The organism is Streptomyces sp. iso_384, from assembly GCF_056172905.1.
The window spans coordinates 7409688-7428411 of sequence record NZ_JBWBTT010000001.1 but is presented as its reverse complement, the minus strand read 5'-3'; the positions used below and the strand labels follow the sequence as shown (position 1 = coordinate 7428411).

The window sequence follows — 18724 nt, the reverse complement described above, 5'->3', positions numbered from 1 at the left end:
TCGGAGCGGGCCGGCCCTCGGGCCGGCCGGCAGGCAGTGAACAGGCCGGCAGCGGCAGCGGCAGCGCATGGGCCGTGACGGGCAGGCGGTCGACCTCAGGGTCGGCTGTCGGCTTTGTCGGCTTCCGGAGGAGAAGAGCAGGGGTGCCGGGCGACACGCCCGGGGCCCCTGAGGCGTACGCCCGAACGTTCGAGGGGGATGGCATGGCCACCGTTGAACTCCGCTTCAGCGCCCAGCCTGAACATGTCAGGACGGCCCGCCTGGTGGCGGCCGCCGTGGCGCGCCGGGCCGGCGTGGACGAGGCGGTGCTCGACGAGGTCAGGCTCGCCGTCGGCGAGGCGTGCAGCCGCGCGGTCGGGCTGCACCGCAGTCACGGCATCACCGCGCCGGTCAGCGTCGCGTTGACCGAGGAGGAGAAGGCGTTCTCCATCGAGGTCGGGGACAGCGTGCCCGGCCCCGGCGGCGATTCCGCCGAGCCCGGGGCGCACGACGCCGCCGGTGCCTCTGGAACCGGGCTGGACCGGTCCGACTCCGAGTCGGACGGTGAGGGCGAGGACGAGATGGGCCTCGCGGTCATCAGCGGTCTCGTCGACGACGTGGAGGTCCGTTCCGGTGCGGGCGGCGGAGTGATCCGCATGAGCTGGCCGACGGCCGTCGCAGCGGTACGCCCCTGAGGCCGCGCCCGCAGGCCGTGAGCCCTCGCGCCCGGAGGCTCTGAGAACCCGGCCTGGAGGCTGTGAGACCCGCCCGAGGCCCTGAGAGAACCCGTGACCGACGGTCGCGGGCTGGCCGGAGGGTCCTGGCCACGCGCCCAGGCCGCCCTGAGGCCAGGCCCGCCAGGCGCTGTGCCCGCGCTTGCGAGCCCGGCCGAGTCTGTCCTCGCGCATCGAGGCTGCGCCCGTACTCGTGAGCAGGTGTCGCGACCCGCGCCCGTGATTCCCAGGCCCTGAGGGCCGTGCCCGCGATCCCTGGGCGATGCTGAGGCTCGTCTTGCGGTCTTGCGGCCCTGTGGTCCTGCGGCCCGATGGTCCTGCGGTCCTGTGGCCCTGTGCCTCCGAGGTCCTGCGGACTGTGGGGCCCGAGGTGTGCGGGGGATGTGATGTTTCGTTTTGCCGGGCCCTGTTGAGCAGGGCCTTTTTCGCTTGAGGCCGCGCGGTAATGCGTCTGCCCTATTACTGCATTCGAGCAGTATCTCTCCGCTGATCTTTCGGCGTTGGGGGGAGAGCGATCAATTCTCTTCCCGCCCACTGTTTTGATCAGGTTCCGCTCCCTACAATCCGTCCACGACTTGAGCGCTGAGCGTCAAGGAGGACGTATGGCGGAGTTCTTCACCACCCCAATGGCAGCACTGACGCAAGAATCCGCATTTTCCGACCGGCCCGTCTCCCTCGCGGCGGCGGTACTCACGGACGGCAACCGGCTGATCGTCATCGTGGTGGCGGTCGTCGCCGTCGCCGCGCTGATCGTCGCCCGGCTGCTCGTACGCCAGGTCCTGGCGGCCGGCGAGGGCACCGAACGTATGAAGGAGATCGCCGCGGCGGTCCAGGAGGGCGCGAACGCCTATCTGGCCCGACAACTGCGCACGGTCGGTGTTTTCTCCGTCGTCGTGTTCTTCCTGTTGTTCCTGCTGCCGGCCGACAACTGGTCGCAACGCGCGGGGCGTTCCCTCTTCTTCCTGGTGGGCGCGCTTTTCTCGGCGGCGACCGGATACATCGGCATGCGGCTCGCCGTACGGAGCAATGTGCGGGTGGCCGCGGCCGCGCGTGAGGCGACCCCGGCGGAGGGCGAACCGGAAAAGGATCTCACCGCCGTCTCGCACAAAGCGATGAAGATCGCTTTCCGTACCGGTGGCGTGGTCGGGATGATCACGGTGGGACTCGGTCTGCTCGGGGCCTCCTGCGTGGTGCTCGTCTATGCCGCCGACGCGCCCAAGGTGCTGGAGGGGTTCGGCCTCGGCGCGGCGCTGATCGCCATGTTCATGAGGGTCGGCGGTGGGATCTTCACCAAGGCCGCCGACGTGGGCGCCGACCTGGTGGGCAAGGTGGAGCAGGGCATTCCGGAGGACGATCCGCGCAACGCCGCCACCATCGCCGACAACGTGGGCGACAACGTCGGTGACTGCGCGGGCATGGCCGCCGACCTCTTCGAGTCGTACGCCGTGACGCTCGTCGCCGCGCTCATCCTCGGCACGGCGGCGTTCGGCGACTCCGGTCTCGCCTTCCCGCTGATGGTTCCGGCGATCGGCGTCGTCACCGCGATGATCGGCATCTTCGCGGTCGCACCGCGTCGCGCCGACCGCAGTGGGATGACCGCGATCAACCGAGGCTTCTTCATCTCCGCGGTGATCTCGCTCGCCCTGGTGGCCGTGGCCGCGTTCTCCTATCTGCCGTCCTCGTACGCCGATCTGGACGGGGTCAGCGACGGGGCTATCACCGAGCACGGTGGCGATCCGCGGATCTTCGCCCTGGTCGCGGTGGCCATCGGCATCGTCCTGGCCGCGCTCATCCAGCAACTCACCGGCTACTTCACCGAGACCAACCGCCGCCCGGTCCGGGACATCGGGAAGTCCTCGCTCACCGGTCCGGCCACCGTGGTGCTCGCGGGCATCTCCATCGGCCTGGAGTCGGCGGTCTACACCGCGCTGCTGATCGGCCTCGGCGTCTACGGGGCGTTCCTGCTGGGCGGTACGTCGATCATGCTGGCGCTCTTCGCGGTCGCGCTCGCCGGAACGGGGCTCCTCACCACGGTGGGCGTCATCGTGGCCATGGACACCTTCGGGCCGGTCTCGGACAACGCCCAGGGCATCGCCGAGATGTCCGGAGACGTCACGGGGGCCGGCGCCCAGGTCCTCACCGACCTGGACGCGGTCGGCAACACCACCAAGGCCATCACCAAGGGCATCGCCATCGCGACCGCCGTTCTCGCGGCGTCCGCGCTCTTCGGCTCCTACCGTGACGCCATCGCGACGGCCGTCGCGGACGTCGGGGCCGGTGCGGGCGAGCTGGGGCTGAGCCTGGACATCTCGCAGCCCAACAACCTCGTCGGCCTGATCCTGGGCGCCGCGGTCGTCTTCCTGTTCTCCGGGCTCGCCATCAACGCGGTGTCCCGGTCCGCCGGCTCCGTGGTCTACGAGGTCAGGCGGCAGTTCCGCGAGCACCCCGGGATCATGGACTACTCGGAGAAGCCGGAGTACGGGCGCGTCGTCGACATCTGCACCCGCGACGCCCTGCGTGAACTGGCCACACCGGGCCTGCTCGCGGTGCTGGCGCCGATCGCGGTGGGCTTCACCTTCGGCGTCGGCGCGCTCGGCTCGTATCTCGCCGGCGCGATCGGCACCGGAACGCTGATGGCGGTGTTCCTCGCCAACTCCGGCGGCGCCTGGGACAACGCCAAGAAGCTCGTCGAGGACGGCCATCACGGCGGCAAGGGCAGCGAGGCCCATGCCGCGACCGTCATCGGCGACACGGTCGGCGACCCGTTCAAGGACACGGCGGGCCCGGCGATCAACCCGCTCCTCAAGGTGATGAACCTGGTCGCTCTGCTCATCGCTCCGGCGATCGTGCAGTTCAGCTACGGCGCGGACGCGAACCCCTGGGTGCGGGCACTGGTGGCCGTCGTCGCCATCGGGATCATCGTCGCCGCCGTGTACGTCTCCAAGCGGCGAGGCATCGCCGTGGGTGACGACGACGCCTCGGCAGGCGACGGGCCCTCGGTCCCCGCGCCGGACCCCGCGGCGGCTCCGTGATCCGTACGTACGGTCCTGACCAGTGACGAGTGACGTGCGTCGCGTGTGATGGGGGATCAGCGAGTGGGCGGGCGGTGCGTACTGATGTGCCGTCCGCCCACGCCCTGTACCCCGGGGCAATGATCAGGAGCAGCCTTTCGGGTGAGTTATCGCTCGTGCGTCCGATTCTCTGCGTGAGTGGCATCTCCCTCATTTCCCTTGGTGCAAATGGCTTCAAAAGCGTGCACACCGGATGACCGGCACCCGGCTGTCGCCCCCTCGGCGTGTAAGTTCCGGGGCCGAGAGCCTTGGAAGGGACCACTCCGGTGAACAAGAAGCTTGCAGCCGCACTGTCCGGCGGTGCGGTACTCGTACTGACGCTGTCGGGTTGCAGCGACGACAGCGACAACAAGGTCAACGACTGGGCCAAGAAAGTCTGCGACCAGGTTCAGCCGCAACTGCAGAAGATCGCCAACGCCAACGCCTCCATCCAGCAGCAGACCGCGGACAACAGCAAGCCCGCCGACGTCCAGAAGACCGACTCGGCCGCCTTCCAGCAGATCTCCCAGGCGTACAAGTCGCTGGGCGCCGCGGTGGACTCGGCGGGTCCGCCGCCGGTCGACGACGGCGAGACCACGCAGAAGGAAGCGGTGAAGGAGCTCAACGCCTCCTCCAAGGCGTACGCCGACCTCAAGACCGACGTCGACGCGCTCGACACCAAGGATCAGGCGAAGTTCGCCGACGGGCTGAAGGGCATCGCCGACGATCTGAACAAGATCAGCACCAGCGGTGACCAGGCGCTGAAGAAGCTCCAGTCCGGCGAGGTCGGCGTTGCCATGTCGAAGCAGAAGGGCTGCCAGAAGCCGACCGCCTCGACCGGCCCCTCCGGCTCCGGGGCGGCCGACGCCGACGCGTCCCCGGAGGCCTCGGCCCCCGGGAAGAAGGAGTCCTCGGAGAAGGACTCGGCCGAGAAGGACTCCGAGAAGACCGAGAAGGACTCCGAGAAGACCGAGAAGGACGCCGAGGAGTAGAAGGCCTGAGCGCCGTTCTCCCGGCCCGGACACCCGCCGGGTGTCCGGGCCGCTGCCGTTGTCGGTGGGACCGGACACAATGGGTGGGTGAGTAAGAGCAGCCTTCCCGCACCCGACCACGCCGCCGGCCTCCGTGAGGCCCTGCTCGCCGCGGACTTCACCGCGGACGGGCTCCTCGACCGCCTCGGCGCGCCCGCCTATGCCGCCCTCGCCCGCAGCGAGACCGTCCCCGCGCTGCGGGCCACCCGGGGCGACACCCCGCTCGACACGCTGGTGCGGCTGTTCCTCCTGCAGCGGCCCGTCGCCGAGGAGCGGGCCCGCGCCGCCCTGCCGCTGGACGAGTGCGTCGCGGACGGCTGGGTGACCCGGGCGGCGGACGACGGCACGGTCCGCGCGAGCGTCGACGTACGGCCGTACGGGGGCCCGGACGGCGAGGACTGGTTCATCGTGTCCGACCTCGGCTGCGCGGTCGGCGGTGCGGGCGGGATCGGCTCGCGTGAGGAGGGCGTCGTCCTCGGCGTCGGCGGGGCCTCCACGACCCTCGCCGGCATCACCGTCCGTACGCCGGTCGCCTCGGCCCTCGACCTCGGTACGGGCTCCGGCATCCAGGCGCTGCACGCCGCCCAGCACGCGACCCGGGTCACCGCCACCGACCTCAACCCCCGCGCCCTGGAATTCACCCGGCTCACCCTCGCCCTGTCCGGCGCCGACCCCGCCGAGCTGCGCGAGGGCTCCCTCTTCGAGCCGGTGGGCTCCGACACGTTCGACCTGATCGTCTCCAACCCGCCCTTCGTCATCTCGCCCGGCGCCCGCCTCACCTACCGGGACGGCGGCATGGGCGGCGACGACCTGTGCCGCACGCTGGTGCAGCAGGCGGGCGACCATCTGAACGACGGCGGATACGCCCAGTTCCTCGCCAACTGGCAGCACGTGGAGGGCGAGGAGTGGCAGGACCGGCTGCGCTCCTGGGTGCCGTACGGCTGCGATGCCTGGATCGTCCAGCGTGAGGTGCAGGACGTCACGCAGTACGCCGAGCTGTGGCTGCGGGACAGCGGGGACCACCGCAGCGATCCGGCGGAGTACGACGAGCGGTACGAGGCGTGGCTCGACGAGTTCGAGGCACTGGGCGCCACGGCCGTCGGGTTCGGCTGGATCACCCTGCGCAAGTCCGCCGCGGCGGCGGACGGGAACCCCTCGATCGTCGTCGAGGAGTGGCCGCACGCGGTGCAGCAGCCGCTCGGGCAGGCCGTCCAGGACCACTTCGCCCGCCAGGACTACCTCCGCGACCAGGACGACGCGGCGCTGCTCGCCGGGCACTTCTCCCTCGCCGCCGAGGTCGTGCAGGAGCAGGTCGGCCTGCCCGGCGCGGAGGACCCCGAGCATGTGGTGCTGCGTCAGCACCGCGGCATGATGCGGGCGACCAAGGTCGACGCGGTGGCCGCCGGGTTCGCGGGTGTGTCCGACGGCTCGCTGCCCGCCGGGCGGATCCTGGACGCCATCGCGCAGTTGATGGCGGAGGACCCGGTGCTGCTGCGCGACCGCACCCCGCAGGCGATCCGGCTGCTGGTCGAGGAGGGCTTCCTGGAGCCGGTGCCCGGCGTCGGACAGCAGGGCGTGCGGGGCGCGTAGGCCCTGCCCGTACGGCCGGGCGTAGGCCCTGCCCGTACGGCTGCCTTCCCGTCCCGGCCGGGGCCGCCCGTACGGCTGTCTTCCGGTACGGGCCGGGGCCGCTCCCCGTTCGGGCGGCGGTGACCTTGTCACCAGTGTGTTCGTACTCGGCGCTCCCTCCGACGCGCCCGGACCGCGTATTCCGGTCGCGGTCGGACCACGCGGTCCGGGCGCGGTGCCCGGGACGGTCCCGCCTGCGTTCTCCGGAGGCCGGTCCATGCCGGTCCGTAAGCGGCCGATGGTGTTCCGCCGGGCGGCGGGAGAGTGCTGTTCACCCCGGGTTCGTGTGGACGATGCCCCGGAGTGACAACCTCCCCGTGCCGGACCGCCGAGGTCCGGATCCGACGGGCCGGCCGGCCCGTCCCGGGCGGGTCCGCCCGACGGGTCACACGACGGTCCAGGAGTACGACATGGAGAGCGTCTCAGCAGTCTTCGCCGGTACGGCCCTGGCGCTGTTCGGCGCCGCCCTCCTGATCTGGACAGGGGCGCGAGCCCTGCACCGCGCGCCGGTGGCGCACGGTGTGAGCCCCGTCGCCTCCACCGCACTCACGACGCTCTTCGGCGTAGTTTTCCTCGGCCTCGGCGTGTGGTGCTTCACGCTCGTCTGATCCTCGCCTCCGGCCGGGCGGAGCCCGGGACGACAGGTCTTCCGAAGGTCACCGTGACCGCCTCCGAAAGGCCGCAGGCCGAAGCTCCGCACGGCGCGGACCCGGCGGTCCGGGCGGCAGGAATGGCGGAAGTCGGGTTACCGTTCGAGTGGCCGTTGCGGGCTTTTGCCGTTTGACACGGGGGCGGGTTGTACCGTCACACTCCGCAGCGACAGCACCGCGGGCAGCGTCACGACGCTGCCCGGATGCCCACCGAGTGTCGACCGGAGAGAAGAGCGAAGTTGTCCCCGACCAGCGAGACCGCACAGGGCGGCCGCCGACTCGTCATCGTCGAGTCGCCTGCCAAGGCGAAGACGATCAAGGGCTATCTCGGCCCCGGATACGTCGTCGAGGCGAGCGTCGGGCACATCCGCGACCTCCCGAACGGCGCGGCCGAGGTCCCGGACGAGTACACCGGCGAGGTCCGCCGCCTCGGGGTGGATGTCGAGCATGACTTCCAGCCCATCTATGTCGTCAACGCCGATAAGAAGGCCCAGGTCAGGAAGCTCAAGCAGCTGCTGGCCGAGTCCGACGAACTCTTCCTCGCCACCGATGAGGACCGCGAGGGCGAAGCCATCGCGTGGCACCTCCAGGAAGTGCTGCGGCCCAAGGTCCCGGTCCACCGGATGGTCTTCCACGAGATCACCAAGGACGCGATCCGGGCCGCCGTCGCCAACCCGCGCGAGCTCAACCAGCGCATGGTCGACGCCCAGGAGACCCGCCGTATCCTCGACCGCCTCTACGGCTACGAGGTCTCGCCGGTCCTGTGGAAGAAGGTCATGCCGAAGCTCTCGGCGGGCCGCGTCCAGTCCGTCGCCACCCGCCTCGTCGTCGAGCGGGAGCGCGAGCGCATCGCCTTCCGCTCCGCCGAGTACTGGGACCTGACCGGAAAGTTCGCCACCGGCCGCACCGGTGACGCCTCCGACCCCTCGACCCTCACCGCCCGCCTCAGCGCGGTCGACGGCCGCCGCATCGCCCAGGGCCGCGACTTCGGCCCCGACGGGCAGCTGAAGGCCGGCTCCGCCCAGACCCTGCACCTGGACGAGACGAACGCCCGCGCGCTCGCCGCCGCGCTCGCCGACTCCTCCTTCGCGGTCCGGTCCGTCGAGTCGAAGCCGTACCGCCGCTCCCCGTACGCCCCCTTCCGGACCACCACCCTCCAGCAGGAGGCGAGCCGCAAGCTGGGCTTCGGGGCCAAGGCGACCATGCAGGTGGCGCAGAAGCTGTACGAGAACGGCTTCATCACCTATATGCGTACGGACTCCACGACCCTCTCGGACACCGCGGTCTCTGCGGCCCGGGCCCAGGTCACGCAGCTGTACGGGGCGAGCTACCTCCCCGACAAGCCGCGTACGTACGCCGGCAAGGTCAAGAACGCGCAGGAGGCGCACGAGGCGATCCGCCCCTCCGGCGACCGCTTCCGCACCCCCGCCGAGACCGGGCTCACCGGCGACCAGTTCAGGCTCTACGAGCTGATCTGGAAGCGGACCGTCGCCTCCCAGATGAAGGACGCGACCGGTAACTCCGTCACCGTCAAGATCGGCGGCCGGGCGAGCGACGGCCGCGACGCCGAGTTCTCCGCCTCCGGCAAGACGATCACCTTCCACGGCTTCATGAAGGCGTACGTCGAGGGCGCCGACGACCCGAACGCCGAGCTGGACGACCGCGAGCGCCGACTGCCGCAGGTGGCCGAGGGTGACGCGCTGTCCGCCGACGAGATCACGGTCGACGGGCACGCCACCAAGCCCCCGGCCCGCTACACCGAGGCCTCGCTGGTCAAGGAACTGGAAGAGCGCGAGATCGGCCGCCCCTCCACGTACGCCTCGATCATCGGGACCATCCTGGATCGCGGTTACGTCTTCAAGAAGGGCACGGCACTCGTCCCGTCCTTCCTGTCCTTCGCCGTGGTCAACCTGCTGGAGAAGCACTTCGGCCGGCTGGTCGACTACGACTTCACCGCCCGCATGGAGGACGACCTCGACCGCATCTCGCGGGGCGAGGCCCAGTCCGTGCCGTGGCTCAAGCGCTTCTACTTCGGCGCCGGCTCCGGTGACGACACCGCCGGAGCCGGATCGGCCTCCGACGCGGGCAACGGCGACGGCGACCACCTCGGCGGCCTGAAGGCACTGGTCACCGACCTCGGTGCGATCGACGCCCGGGAGATCTCCTCCTTCCCGGTCGGCAACGACATCAAGCTCCGCGTCGGCCGCTACGGCCCGTACATCGAGCGGGGCGAGAAGGACGCCGAGGGCCACCAGCGCGCCGATGTGCCCGAGGACCTCGCGCCCGACGAGCTGACCGTCGAGCTCGCCGAGGAGCTGCTGGCCAAGCCGAGCGGCGACTTCGAGCTGGGCGCGGACCCGGTGACCGGCAACCAGATCATCGCCAAGGACGGCCGCTACGGCCCGTACGTCACCGAGGTGCTGCCCGAGGGGACGCCGAAGACCGGCAAGAACGCGGTGAAGCCGCGGACCGCCTCGCTCTTCAAGACCATGTCCCTGGACACGGTCACCCTCGCCGACGCCCTCAAGCTGATGTCGCTGCCGCGCGTCGTCGGCGAGGACGCCGAGGGCGTCGAGATCACCGCGCAGAACGGCCGCTACGGCCCGTATCTGAAGAAGGGCACCGACTCCCGGTCGCTGACCTCCGAGGACCAGCTCTTCGACATCACCCTCGAAGAGGCCCTCGCGATCTACGCCCAGCCCAAGCAGCGCGGCCGGGCCGCGGCCAAGCCGCCGCTGAAGGAGCTGGGCACCGACCCGGTCAGCGGCGCGCCCGTCGTGGTGAAGGACGGCCGCTTCGGCGCGTACGTCACCGACGGCGAGACCAACGCGACGCTGCGGACCGGTGACAGCGTCGAGGAGATCACGCCGGAGCGCGGCTACGAACTGCTCGCCGAGAAGCGTGCCAAGGGTCCCGCCAAGAAGAAGACGGCCAAGAAGGCCCCCGCGAAGAAGGCGACGGCCAAGAAGACGGCCGCGAAGAAGACGACGGCCACCAAGACCACGGCCGCCAAGAAGACCGCGGCGAAGAAGACGACGACGGCCAAGAAGGCGACAGCCACGAAGACGACCGCCAAGAAGACGACGGCTGCGAAGAAGACGGCTTCGGCGTCCGCCCCGTCGGACGACTGACGGCCGCACCGAGCGGATCGCACCCCGCCCGGCGTCCGGATCCTCGTGATCCGGACGCCGGGCGGCGGTGCGTCAAGGGCCTGCGGGCGCCATGGCCGAAACTGTCTGCGTCCATATGTTCGGACGGGCCGACAGCCGCCGCACCGCTGCCGATAGGCTGGGCGGATGACGCGAGCCGAGCAGCCAACGGTCGTGAGCCCCACCTCCGACACACTTGCCGCAGACTCACGCGAGCGCGCCGTACGGGCCCTGTTGCGCATTCCCCCGCTGAAGCGGTTGTGGAGTGCCCAGCTCGTCGGCGGTATCGGCGATGCACTCGCCCTTCTCGTGCTGGTGCTGCTGTCGCTGCAAGCGGCGGTCCTTGAGGGCTCATTCGGCACCGGATACCGCGGGGCGGCCTTCGCCGTCGCCGCCGTCTTCGGTGCCCGGATCCTTTCCACCCTGTTCTTCGGAGCCGTACTCCTGGGGCCCCTGACGTCCCTCACGGGGCCCGGCGGAAAGCTGGACCGGCGATGGCTGATGATCGGGGTGGACGGGCTGCGCCTGGCGCTGCTGGTCGTCGCCCCGCTGTGGATCGACTGGACGCCCGACAAGGCGCTCATGATGATCCTCATCACCGTCTTCGTGACCGGCGCCGGTGAGCGCCTGTGGGCCGTGGCCAAGGACAGCGCCGCCCCGGCGCTGCTGCCCGCCCCGCCCCTCGAAGGCGCGGCAGTACGCCCCCTGCCCGACCACCACGACGCCCTGCGCCGTCTGTCGCTCCGCACCAACTTCCTCGCCGTGCCCGCCGCCGCGGTGGTCCTGCTGGTCGCCACACTGGTCGGCAACCTCCTCGGCTCGGGCCTGGAGTGGTTCTCCTTCCACCAGGCGGCCCTGGGGTCCTACGTCGCGGCCGGACTCTTCTCCGCCTCCATCTCCACCCTGTACTTCCTGGAGTTCCCGGCCACCCAGACGCCCCGGCCGCGCTCCCCGCTGGAGGGCCTGCGCCGCCCCGTCACCGGCAACGGCCCCGACAAGGGCCGCACCGGCGCCGTGCCGCTGCTCGTCGCGGTCTGCGCGGCCGTCGCCGGAGTCGTCGCCGCGGCCGCGGCCGTCTCCGTGCTGCACGCCTACGACCTGGGCGGCGGCCCGGCCACCTTCGCGCTGCTGATCCTCGGACTGACCGGCGGCACCGCGCTCGGCATCCGTACGGCACGCCACGTACTGCCCACCCTGTCGCGCCGCCGCCTGCTGGCGCTGGCCACCGCTGTCACGGGCCTCGCGCTCCTCGCGCTCGGCCTGGTGCCGGACACCGCGACCGGGATCGCCATCGCGCTGCTCGCCGGCTACACCGCCGGGGTCGCCGCCAACACCGGGCACACCCTGATCGACCAGGAGACCGAGGCGTTCCGGCAGGCCCGGACCACCGAGCACCTCCAGGCCGTCGTCCGGGTGCTCGTGGCACTCGGCGCGGTCGCCGGTCCGCTGCTGGCCGCCGCGATCGGCCGGCACCGCCTGGTCGCCGGTGACTTCGTCTTCGCCCACGGCGGGGCCGCCTTCACCCTGATGCTGCTCGGCGCGCTGCTGCTGCCCGTCGCCGCCGTGGTCCTCGCCAAGACGGACGACCGGGCGGGTGTGCCGCTGCGCCGGGACCTGCGCGAGGCGCTGCGCGGCGACGAACCGGCCGTCGCGCCCGCTGCCACCGGCTTCTTCCTCGTTCTGGAGGGCGGCGACGGAGCGGGCAAGTCCACCCAGGTCGAGGCGCTCGCCGAATGGATCCGGGCCAAGGGCCACGAGGTCGTCGTCACCCGCGAGCCCGGGGCCACCCCCATCGGCAAGCGGCTGAGGTCGATCCTGCTGGACGTGTCCTCCGCCGGTCTCTCCAACCGGGCCGAGGCCCTGCTGTACGCCGCCGACCGCGCCGAGCACGTCGACTCCGTCGTCCGCCCGGCGCTGGAACGCGGCGCGATCGTCATCTCCGACCGCTACATCGACTCGTCCGTCGCCTACCAGGGCGCGGGCCGCGACCTGGCCCCGACCGAGATCGCCCGGATCTCGCGGTGGGCGACGAGCGGCCTCGTACCGCATCTGACGGTGCTGCTGGACGTCGACCCGGCGACCGCGCGGGAGCGGTTCACGGAGGCGCCGGACCGGCTGGAGTCGGAGCCGGCGGAGTTCCACGAGCGGGTGCGGTCCGGGTTCCTGACCCTGGCCGCCGCCGACCCGACGCGTTATCTGGTGGTGGACGCCGGCCAGGAGCCGGAGTCGATCACCACGGTCGTACGGCACCGGCTCGACCAGCTCCTTCCGCTCTCCGAGGCCGAGATCGAGGCCATCGAGGAGGCCCGGCGCAAGGCCGAGGAGGAGGCCCGGCGCAAGGCGGAGGAAGAGGCCGCCCGCAAGGCCGAGGAGGAGCGCCTGGAGAAGGAGCGCCAGGAGCAGCTCGCCCGGCTGCGCGCCGAGGAGGAGGAGCGCAAGCAGCGCGAACTGGAGGAGGCCCGCCGCCGCGAGGCCGAACGCCAGGCGGAGGAGGCCCGGCAGCGTGCCGAGGAGGCCCGCCGCCGCGCCGAGGAGGACCGGCTCCGGCTGGAGGCCGAGGAGCGGGTCCGCGAGGCCGAGCAGGAACGTCTGCGCAGGCAGGCCGAGGAGGAGGCACGGCAGCGCAAGGAGGCCGAGGCCCAGCGGCTGGAGAAGCAGCGCAAGGCCGAAGAGGCCCTGCTGCGCGCGGAGGAGGCCCGCCGCCGGGCCGAGGCCGAGGCCGCCGCCCGTACGGAGGCGGCGCGGGCCGAGGCCGAGCGGGTATCGCGTACGTCCGGTACGGAGACGTCCTCGCGCTCCGAAGGCGCGTCGGGTCCGACGGTGCCGGAGAACGAGCTCACGGTGCCCACACCGATCGTGAACCCGAACGAGATCACGCAGCCGGTCCCGACGGCGCGTCCGGAGGACGACCGCCCTTCCGGATCCGGTACGGGCACGGGGTCTCGTTCCGGTTCCACTTCCGGTACGGGTACGGGTTCTCGTTCCGGTTCCGGCGCTGCTTCCGGGGACGACGAGACGGCGATGCTGCCGCGCTTCACGGACCAGCGGTCGGGGGACCCACGGCAGGCCCGGGACGCGGACGAGACGGCCGTGCTGCCGCCCGTGCCCGCCGACCAGCCCTCCGACCGGGTGCCCCAGGGCTTCTTCCGGGACGAGAGCCCGGCGGCCGCGCCCGCGGAGAGGGAGAACGAGCGCACCCGCGAGCTGCCGCAGGTCGAGGACCCGAACGCCGGGGCGACGCCCGACCGGAAGCAGAGCCGCCGCAAGCGCCCCCGCCCGGACTGGGCGGAGGAGACTCCGCTGGACGATCTGCCGACCCTGGCGGACGAGCTGCTCGGCGGCCAGGACGACGAGGGCCCCGGGGGCCGGGGGCGTCGCCCGCGCGGCTGACGTACCCGCCGCACAGCCGACGGTGAAGTCCCGGCCCGTCCGTCCCTGCGGGGGCGGGCGGGCCGGACTGTCAGTGGCGTCCTCCACAATGGACAGCGACGACGCACCGCGGTTCGCGGGAAGTGCACGACACCACCGGAAGGGCGGTGACCCATGACCGTATGGGACGACCTGGTCGGACAGGACCGAGTGCAGGAACAGCTCGCCGCTGCCGCCCGGGACGCCGATGCGCTGGTCACCTCCGTGTCCGACGGCAAGCCGCTGGACCAGGGCTCGAAGATGACGCATGCCTGGCTGTTCACCGGACCGCCCGGTTCCGGCCGGTCCACGGCGGCGCGGGCCTTCGCCGCCGCGCTCCAGTGCACCAGCCCGGACCGGGCGCTGGGCGGCGCACCCGGCTGCGGTTTCTGCGACGGCTGCCACACGAGCCTGATCGGTACGCACGCCGACGTCCAGGTCATCCGCACGGACCTGCTCTCCATCGGTGTGAAGGAGACCCGTGACCTGGTCCGGCGCGCCCAGCTCTCCCCGGCGGTCGGGCGGTGGCAGGTCATCGTCATGGAGGACGCCGACCGGCTCACCGAGGGCGCGGGCAATGTGCTGCTGAAGGCCGTCGAGGAGCCCGCGCCGCGCACGGTCTGGATGCTGTGCGCACCCTCGCTCGAAGACGTCCTGCCCACGATCCGTTCCCGCTGCCGGCACCTGACCCTGAGCACCCCTCCGGTGGAGGCCGTGGCCGACGTCCTGATCCGCCGCGACGGCGTCGACCCCGAGCGGGCGCACGCGGCGGCGCGGGCCACCCAGGGGCACATCGGCCGGGCCCGCCGCCTGGCCACGGACGAGCGGGCGCGGGCGCGGCGGGCGGCGGTGCTGAAGGTTCCGCTGCGGGTCGCCGATGTGGGCGGCTGCCTCAAGGCGGCCCAGGAGCTGATCGACACGGCCACGGACGACGCCAAGCAGATGGCGGAGGAGGTCGACGCCAAGGAGACCGAGGACCTCAAGGCGGCGCTCGGCGGGGTCGCCGGGGGCCGGATGCCGCGCGGTACGGCGGGGGCGATGAAGGAGCTCGAGGACAAGCAGAAGCGCCGCAAGACGCGTACGCAGCGCGACAGCCTGGACCTGGCGCTGACCGAGCTCACCGGGTTCTACCGCGATGTGCTGGCACTCCAGCTCGGTTCGAAGCTGGCCATCGCCAATATCGACGTGCAGGACTCCCTCGACCGGATCGCCGAGTCCTCGACGCCCGCGCAGACCCTGCGCAGGATCGAGTCGGTGATCGCCTGCCGGGAGGCGATGGACCGCAACGTGGCGCCGCTGCTCGCGGTGGAGGCGATGACGATGTCGCTGCGGGCGGGCTGAGGGATCCTCCGGCACAGCTGCCCCTGTTCACCCGAATGAGCAGGGAATCGGACGACTCGTCACCCGCCGGATACGCTCCCTGAATGACTACCAGGCGGCTGCTCCGCACCTTCGCCATCGGGATCGGCACTGCCGGCCTGCTCATCTCCGGCTGCAGCGGCAGCGGCTCCTCGCCGAACGCCTCGGCCACCGGCACCGCCGCTCCCGAGGGGTTGTCGTCGTACTACACGCAGAAGCTGAGCTGGCGCGACTGCGGGGTGGAGGGCTTCGAGTGCACGACGATGAAGGCGCCGAAGGACTACGACAAGCCGGATGACGGCGACATCGACCTCGCCGTCTCCCGCAAGAAGGCCACCGGACCGGGCAAGCGGATCGGTTCCCTCCTGGTGAATCCGGGCGGCCCGGGCGGCTCCGCGATCGGCTATCTCCAGGGGTACGCGGCACTCGGCTATCCGGCCCAGGTGCGGGCCCGTTACGACATGGTGGCCATCGACCCGCGCGGCGTGGCCCGCAGCGAGCCGGTCGAGTGCCTCACGGGCCCGGAGATGGACGCCTACACCCAGGTCGACCAGACGCCCGACGACGACGCGGAGGTCCGGAAGCTGAGCGCGTCCTTCGAGAAGTTCGCGACGGGCTGCGAGAAGCGGAGCGGCGAGATCCTCCCGTACGTCTCCACCGTCGACACGGCCCGCGACATGGACGTCCTGCGGGCCCTCCTCGGCGACGAGAAGCTGCATTACGTCGGAGCGTCGTACGGGACCTTCCTGGGCGCCACGTACGCGGACCTCTTCCCGAAGCGGGCCGGCCGCCTGGTCCTGGACGGGGCGATGGACCCGTCCCTGAAGGCCGTCGACATGAACCGCGACCAGACCGCCGGCTTCGAGGGGGCCTTCCAGTCCTTCGCCGCCGACTGCGTGAAGCAGCCGGACTGCCCGCTCGGCACCACGTCCACCGCCGACGCGGCGACCGCCCTCAAGCGGCTCTTCACGGACCTGGACGCGAAGCCGATCCCGACCGGCGACGACCGCGAGCTGGGCGAGTCCCTGGCCACCACCGGGGTGATCGCCGCCATGTACGACGAGGCGGCCTGGCCGCAGCTCCGCGAGGCGCTGGCGGGCGCGCAGCGCAGCGACGGCTCCGGCCTGCTGTCCCTGGCCGACAGCTACTACGAGCGCGAGCCGGACGGGAAGTACGCGAACCTGATGTTCGCCAACGCCGCCGTGAACTGCCTCGACCTGCCGCCCGCCTTCGACGGCCCCGATGCGGTCGAGAAGGCGGTCCCGGACTTCGAGAAGGCCTCCCCGGTCTTCGGCCGCGGCTTCGCCTGGGCCTCCCTGAACTGCACCTACTGGCCGACGAAGGCCACCGGAACCCCGCACCGCACCGAGGCGAAGGGCGCCGCCCCGATCGTCGTCGTCGGCACCACCCGCGACCCGGCCACCCCGTACAAGTGGTCCGAGTCCCTCGCCGAGCAGCTCTCCTCCGGCACCCTGCTCACGTACGACGGTGACGGCCACACCGCGTACGGCCGGGGCAGCGACTGCATCGACACGGCGATCAACACGTACCTCCTGGAGGGCACCCCGCCCACCAACGGCAAGAAGTGCAGCTGACCCACTCTGAACAGCACAAACGCCTCCGGGGGTGCCGTGTACGGAGCACCCCCGGAAACTGTGTAGACTTGGCTCCGCTGCTGATCGCACCATAGTGCGACAGGGCGCGCCGCCTTAGCTCAGTTGGCCAGAGCAACGCACTCGTAATGCGTAGGTCTCGGGTTCGAATCCCGAAGGCGGCTCAGAAAAACCCCAGGTCAGACCTATGACCTGGGGTTTCTTGTACTGGCTGACCTTGGGATTCGGGCCAATCGGGCGCGTGTGGTCTGTGCATCGCAATGCGTAGGTCGACCTTTCACATGCTGTTGTCGATAGGCTGCCGCAACGCTGTGAGCTGCTGTTTTGCTCGGCTGAACCACGAAGCCCGTCAGATCTCGGAATCTTCGGTGGACAGCCGGTGGACAGCTGTGTGTGATGGTCAGTCAGGAGTTCTCTGGCCGAGTCCGGGTTCTGTCGCCGGTCGGGCGGTCCGGGTGCTGCGATCAGCGGTCTCGGTCCTGTGTCGTTCCGACAGCCGTAGGCGGAATCGACGGTCCCGCGATACATATGGGGAACGGCCTCGGGGTGGCGCTCAGCGGCGGAGGGCGACGACCTCGCCCTCCGCGTTCATGGCGCGGAGCCGTCATGCAGACTGGAGCAGGGAGACTTGCGCGAAGGTGAGCCGGACTTCGTCTGATAGGGCGACTCGGGACAGCCCTCTGGTGGTCGTGGACGCCTTCGTGGGCGCGGCGAGCTCATCGCGAAGCGGCTGAACCCTGGTGGCGTGCTCGCGTTCAGCCGTGCAAAGCCCATCAGGGGCTACGAGGGCCCACATGCGCTGTATGGCAACCTACTGAAGTCCCTTGACCTGATCCTTGGCCCACCACAGGAACGCGGCGGCGTGCTGCTGGTTGGCGAAGCCCTGGCCGACGAGGTCATTCAGGAGGTCGTTGCTCCAGAGGATGAGACGGCCGAGAGTCCAGTTTACCGACTCGGGTGGCGGCAGCTCCAGTCCGTAGACCATTCGCGCGATCTCGCGCTTGCCGCCCGCCTCCGTCGTGTACTTGAGGATCGTCAGGAACCGGTCGGGGTACATCACGCAGAGAACCCTCGTGAGAAGGGCCTCCTTGAAACCGGTCATGGCGAACGGCTTGGTGCCGTCCAGCAGATGCTGGAGCCGGTCTTCGAGCGGCACGTCGTCAGGGCCGTACAGGAGGTACTCGATCGTCCTGCGGGTCGCCTCCCCGGCCGTGGCATCGCCCATGTCGTTCCACGCGGAGTTGAAGGTGGCTTGATTGCCGGGGCGGGCTCCGACCTCGGAGTTGGCGAAGTCCTTGAGAACTCTGGGATCGCATGCCCACAGCCCTTTGGGGGAGAAGATCCGCTGGTACTTCGACCAGTAGGCCGCCACGTCGGTGGCGAAGTCCGGCTTGACGGCGAGGTACTGCTCCTTCAGTCGGACTACGCGCTCCAACTGCTCGGGATCGGCGTCCTCGGGTTTCGGGAAACGGGCCTTGAGGTCGTCGAAGGTGCGGAGCGGGTTCCTCTGCGGGACGGTGGGCTCCTTGTGCTCCCATTCGTAGCCGCACCGGTGCTTCACGAGACGACGTCCGCCGTCGAGTGTGCGGGTCACCTCAATGTCCTCGTCGTCGCTGCACATTGGACATATAACCAACGCCATGGCTACCCCCGTTCCAACAGTGCTCGTGCCCACCCCGAGCCGATGCACTTGTCCACCCAAGGGCCGCATTCTTGCATTCGGTAAAGGTGGGCGGGATGTGGGGCCATCCAGAGAGACTGGGATCGGGGACCTCCTGTCCGTCGGATTCGCCTGTCGCCGGCTGCGGTCGTCCTGGTCCTCGGCGCCCCATGGCAGCCTGGGCAGCGCGCCGCCCTTCCCTCGGACACGGTTCGAGCGGGGTGTCTCTCACTACGAGAACAGGAGCGCCGTGCGGGGCAAGGCTGGGCGTCCCGAGCAGCAGCTTCGTTGGTGCGCGGGAGGTGGCGCTGTTCCACGTCGGCGAACTGGCGGACCAGGTTGTCTACTCGCGCCGCCCGGTCCGCGGGCATGAAGGCGCATTACTCGAAGACACCATCCGGACCATCACGCGCATCGCTGCTCAGCAGAGGGCAGTGCCCGTCCTTTCAGACGCGCCATGCA

Annotated in this window: 10 protein-coding genes and 1 tRNA gene; 10 read left to right on the top strand and 1 reads right to left on the bottom strand. The window is 70.8% G+C overall.

Annotated elements, in window-relative coordinates:
* The first annotated feature begins 203 nt into the window (after positions 1 to 203).
* The 10 genes from AC0VY3_RS33370 (at position 204) to AC0VY3_RS33325 (ending at position 16766) form a co-directional block, all read left to right on the top strand.
* Positions 204 to 674: an ATP-binding protein gene (locus tag AC0VY3_RS33370; protein WP_103508605.1), complete on the top strand. Its 471-nt coding sequence runs from the start codon at positions 204 to 206 to the stop codon at positions 672 to 674.
* 641 nt (positions 675 to 1315) lie between these two features.
* Entirely contained in the window at positions 1316 to 3745 is a 2430-nt protein-coding gene (locus tag AC0VY3_RS33365) for a sodium-translocating pyrophosphatase (RefSeq protein ID WP_475551303.1), read from the top strand.
* A 305-nt stretch (positions 3746 to 4050) separates the two neighbouring features.
* Complete coding sequence (locus tag AC0VY3_RS33360) at positions 4051 to 4755, top strand: prolipoprotein diacylglyceryl transferase (protein ID WP_103508576.1); 705 nt, start codon at positions 4051 to 4053, stop codon at positions 4753 to 4755.
* Between the two features lie 87 nt (positions 4756 to 4842).
* Positions 4843 to 6384 carry a DUF7059 domain-containing protein gene (locus AC0VY3_RS33355; RefSeq protein WP_475551302.1) on the top strand — a complete coding sequence of 514 codons (1542 nt, stop codon included), beginning with the start codon at positions 4843 to 4845 and terminating at the stop codon, positions 6382 to 6384.
* 449 nt (positions 6385 to 6833) lie between these two features.
* Positions 6834 to 7031, top strand: coding sequence for a hypothetical protein (locus tag AC0VY3_RS33350; RefSeq protein ID WP_032791540.1), 198 nt, complete (start codon positions 6834 to 6836; stop codon positions 7029 to 7031).
* Between the two features lie 281 nt (positions 7032 to 7312).
* The gene (gene topA, locus AC0VY3_RS33345; RefSeq protein WP_475551301.1) at positions 7313 to 10204 is read left to right on the top strand and encodes a type I DNA topoisomerase; all 2892 of its coding nucleotides are present in this window, start codon (positions 7313 to 7315) and stop codon (positions 10202 to 10204) included.
* Between the two features lie 165 nt (positions 10205 to 10369).
* Positions 10370 to 13612, top strand: a complete 3243-nt coding sequence (gene tmk / locus AC0VY3_RS33340; protein ID WP_475551300.1) for a dTMP kinase — start codon at positions 10370 to 10372, stop codon at positions 13610 to 13612.
* A gap of 153 nt (positions 13613 to 13765) precedes the next feature.
* Positions 13766 to 14971: a DNA polymerase III subunit delta' gene (locus AC0VY3_RS33335; RefSeq protein WP_103508572.1), complete on the top strand. Its 1206-nt coding sequence runs from the start codon at positions 13766 to 13768 to the stop codon at positions 14969 to 14971.
* Between the two features lie 83 nt (positions 14972 to 15054).
* The gene (locus AC0VY3_RS33330) at positions 15055 to 16584 is read left to right on the top strand and encodes an alpha/beta hydrolase (protein ID WP_475551299.1); all 1530 of its coding nucleotides are present in this window, start codon (positions 15055 to 15057) and stop codon (positions 16582 to 16584) included.
* Between the two features lie 108 nt (positions 16585 to 16692).
* A tRNA-Thr gene (locus AC0VY3_RS33325) sits at positions 16693 to 16766 on the top strand.
* Positions 16767 to 17413: 647 nt separating this feature from the next.
* On the opposite strand, the gene AC0VY3_RS33320 is transcribed toward AC0VY3_RS33325, so the two are convergent.
* Positions 17414 to 18196 (bottom strand): hypothetical protein, encoded by a 783-nt coding sequence (locus AC0VY3_RS33320; protein WP_360455750.1) that lies wholly within the window; start codon positions 18194 to 18196, stop codon positions 17414 to 17416.
* Between the last annotated feature and the right edge of the window lie 528 nt (positions 18197 to 18724).

Bases quoted from the DNA above. Each gene is read 5' to 3' on its own strand.
- AC0VY3_RS33370 (WP_103508605.1), top strand. From the start codon at position 204: ATGGCCACCGTTGAACTCCGCTTCAGCGCCCAGCCTGAACATGTCAGG.
- AC0VY3_RS33365 (WP_475551303.1), top strand. From the start codon at position 1,316: ATGGCGGAGTTCTTCACCACCCCAATGGCAGCACTGACGCAAGAATCC.
- AC0VY3_RS33350 (WP_032791540.1), top strand. From the start codon at position 6,834: ATGGAGAGCGTCTCAGCAGTCTTCGCCGGTACGGCCCTGGCGCTGTTC.
- tmk (WP_475551300.1), top strand. From the start codon at position 10,370: ATGACGCGAGCCGAGCAGCCAACGGTCGTGAGCCCCACCTCCGACACA.
- AC0VY3_RS33335 (WP_103508572.1), top strand. From the start codon at position 13,766: ATGACCGTATGGGACGACCTGGTCGGACAGGACCGAGTGCAGGAACAG.
- AC0VY3_RS33330 (WP_475551299.1), top strand. From the start codon at position 15,055: ATGACTACCAGGCGGCTGCTCCGCACCTTCGCCATCGGGATCGGCACT.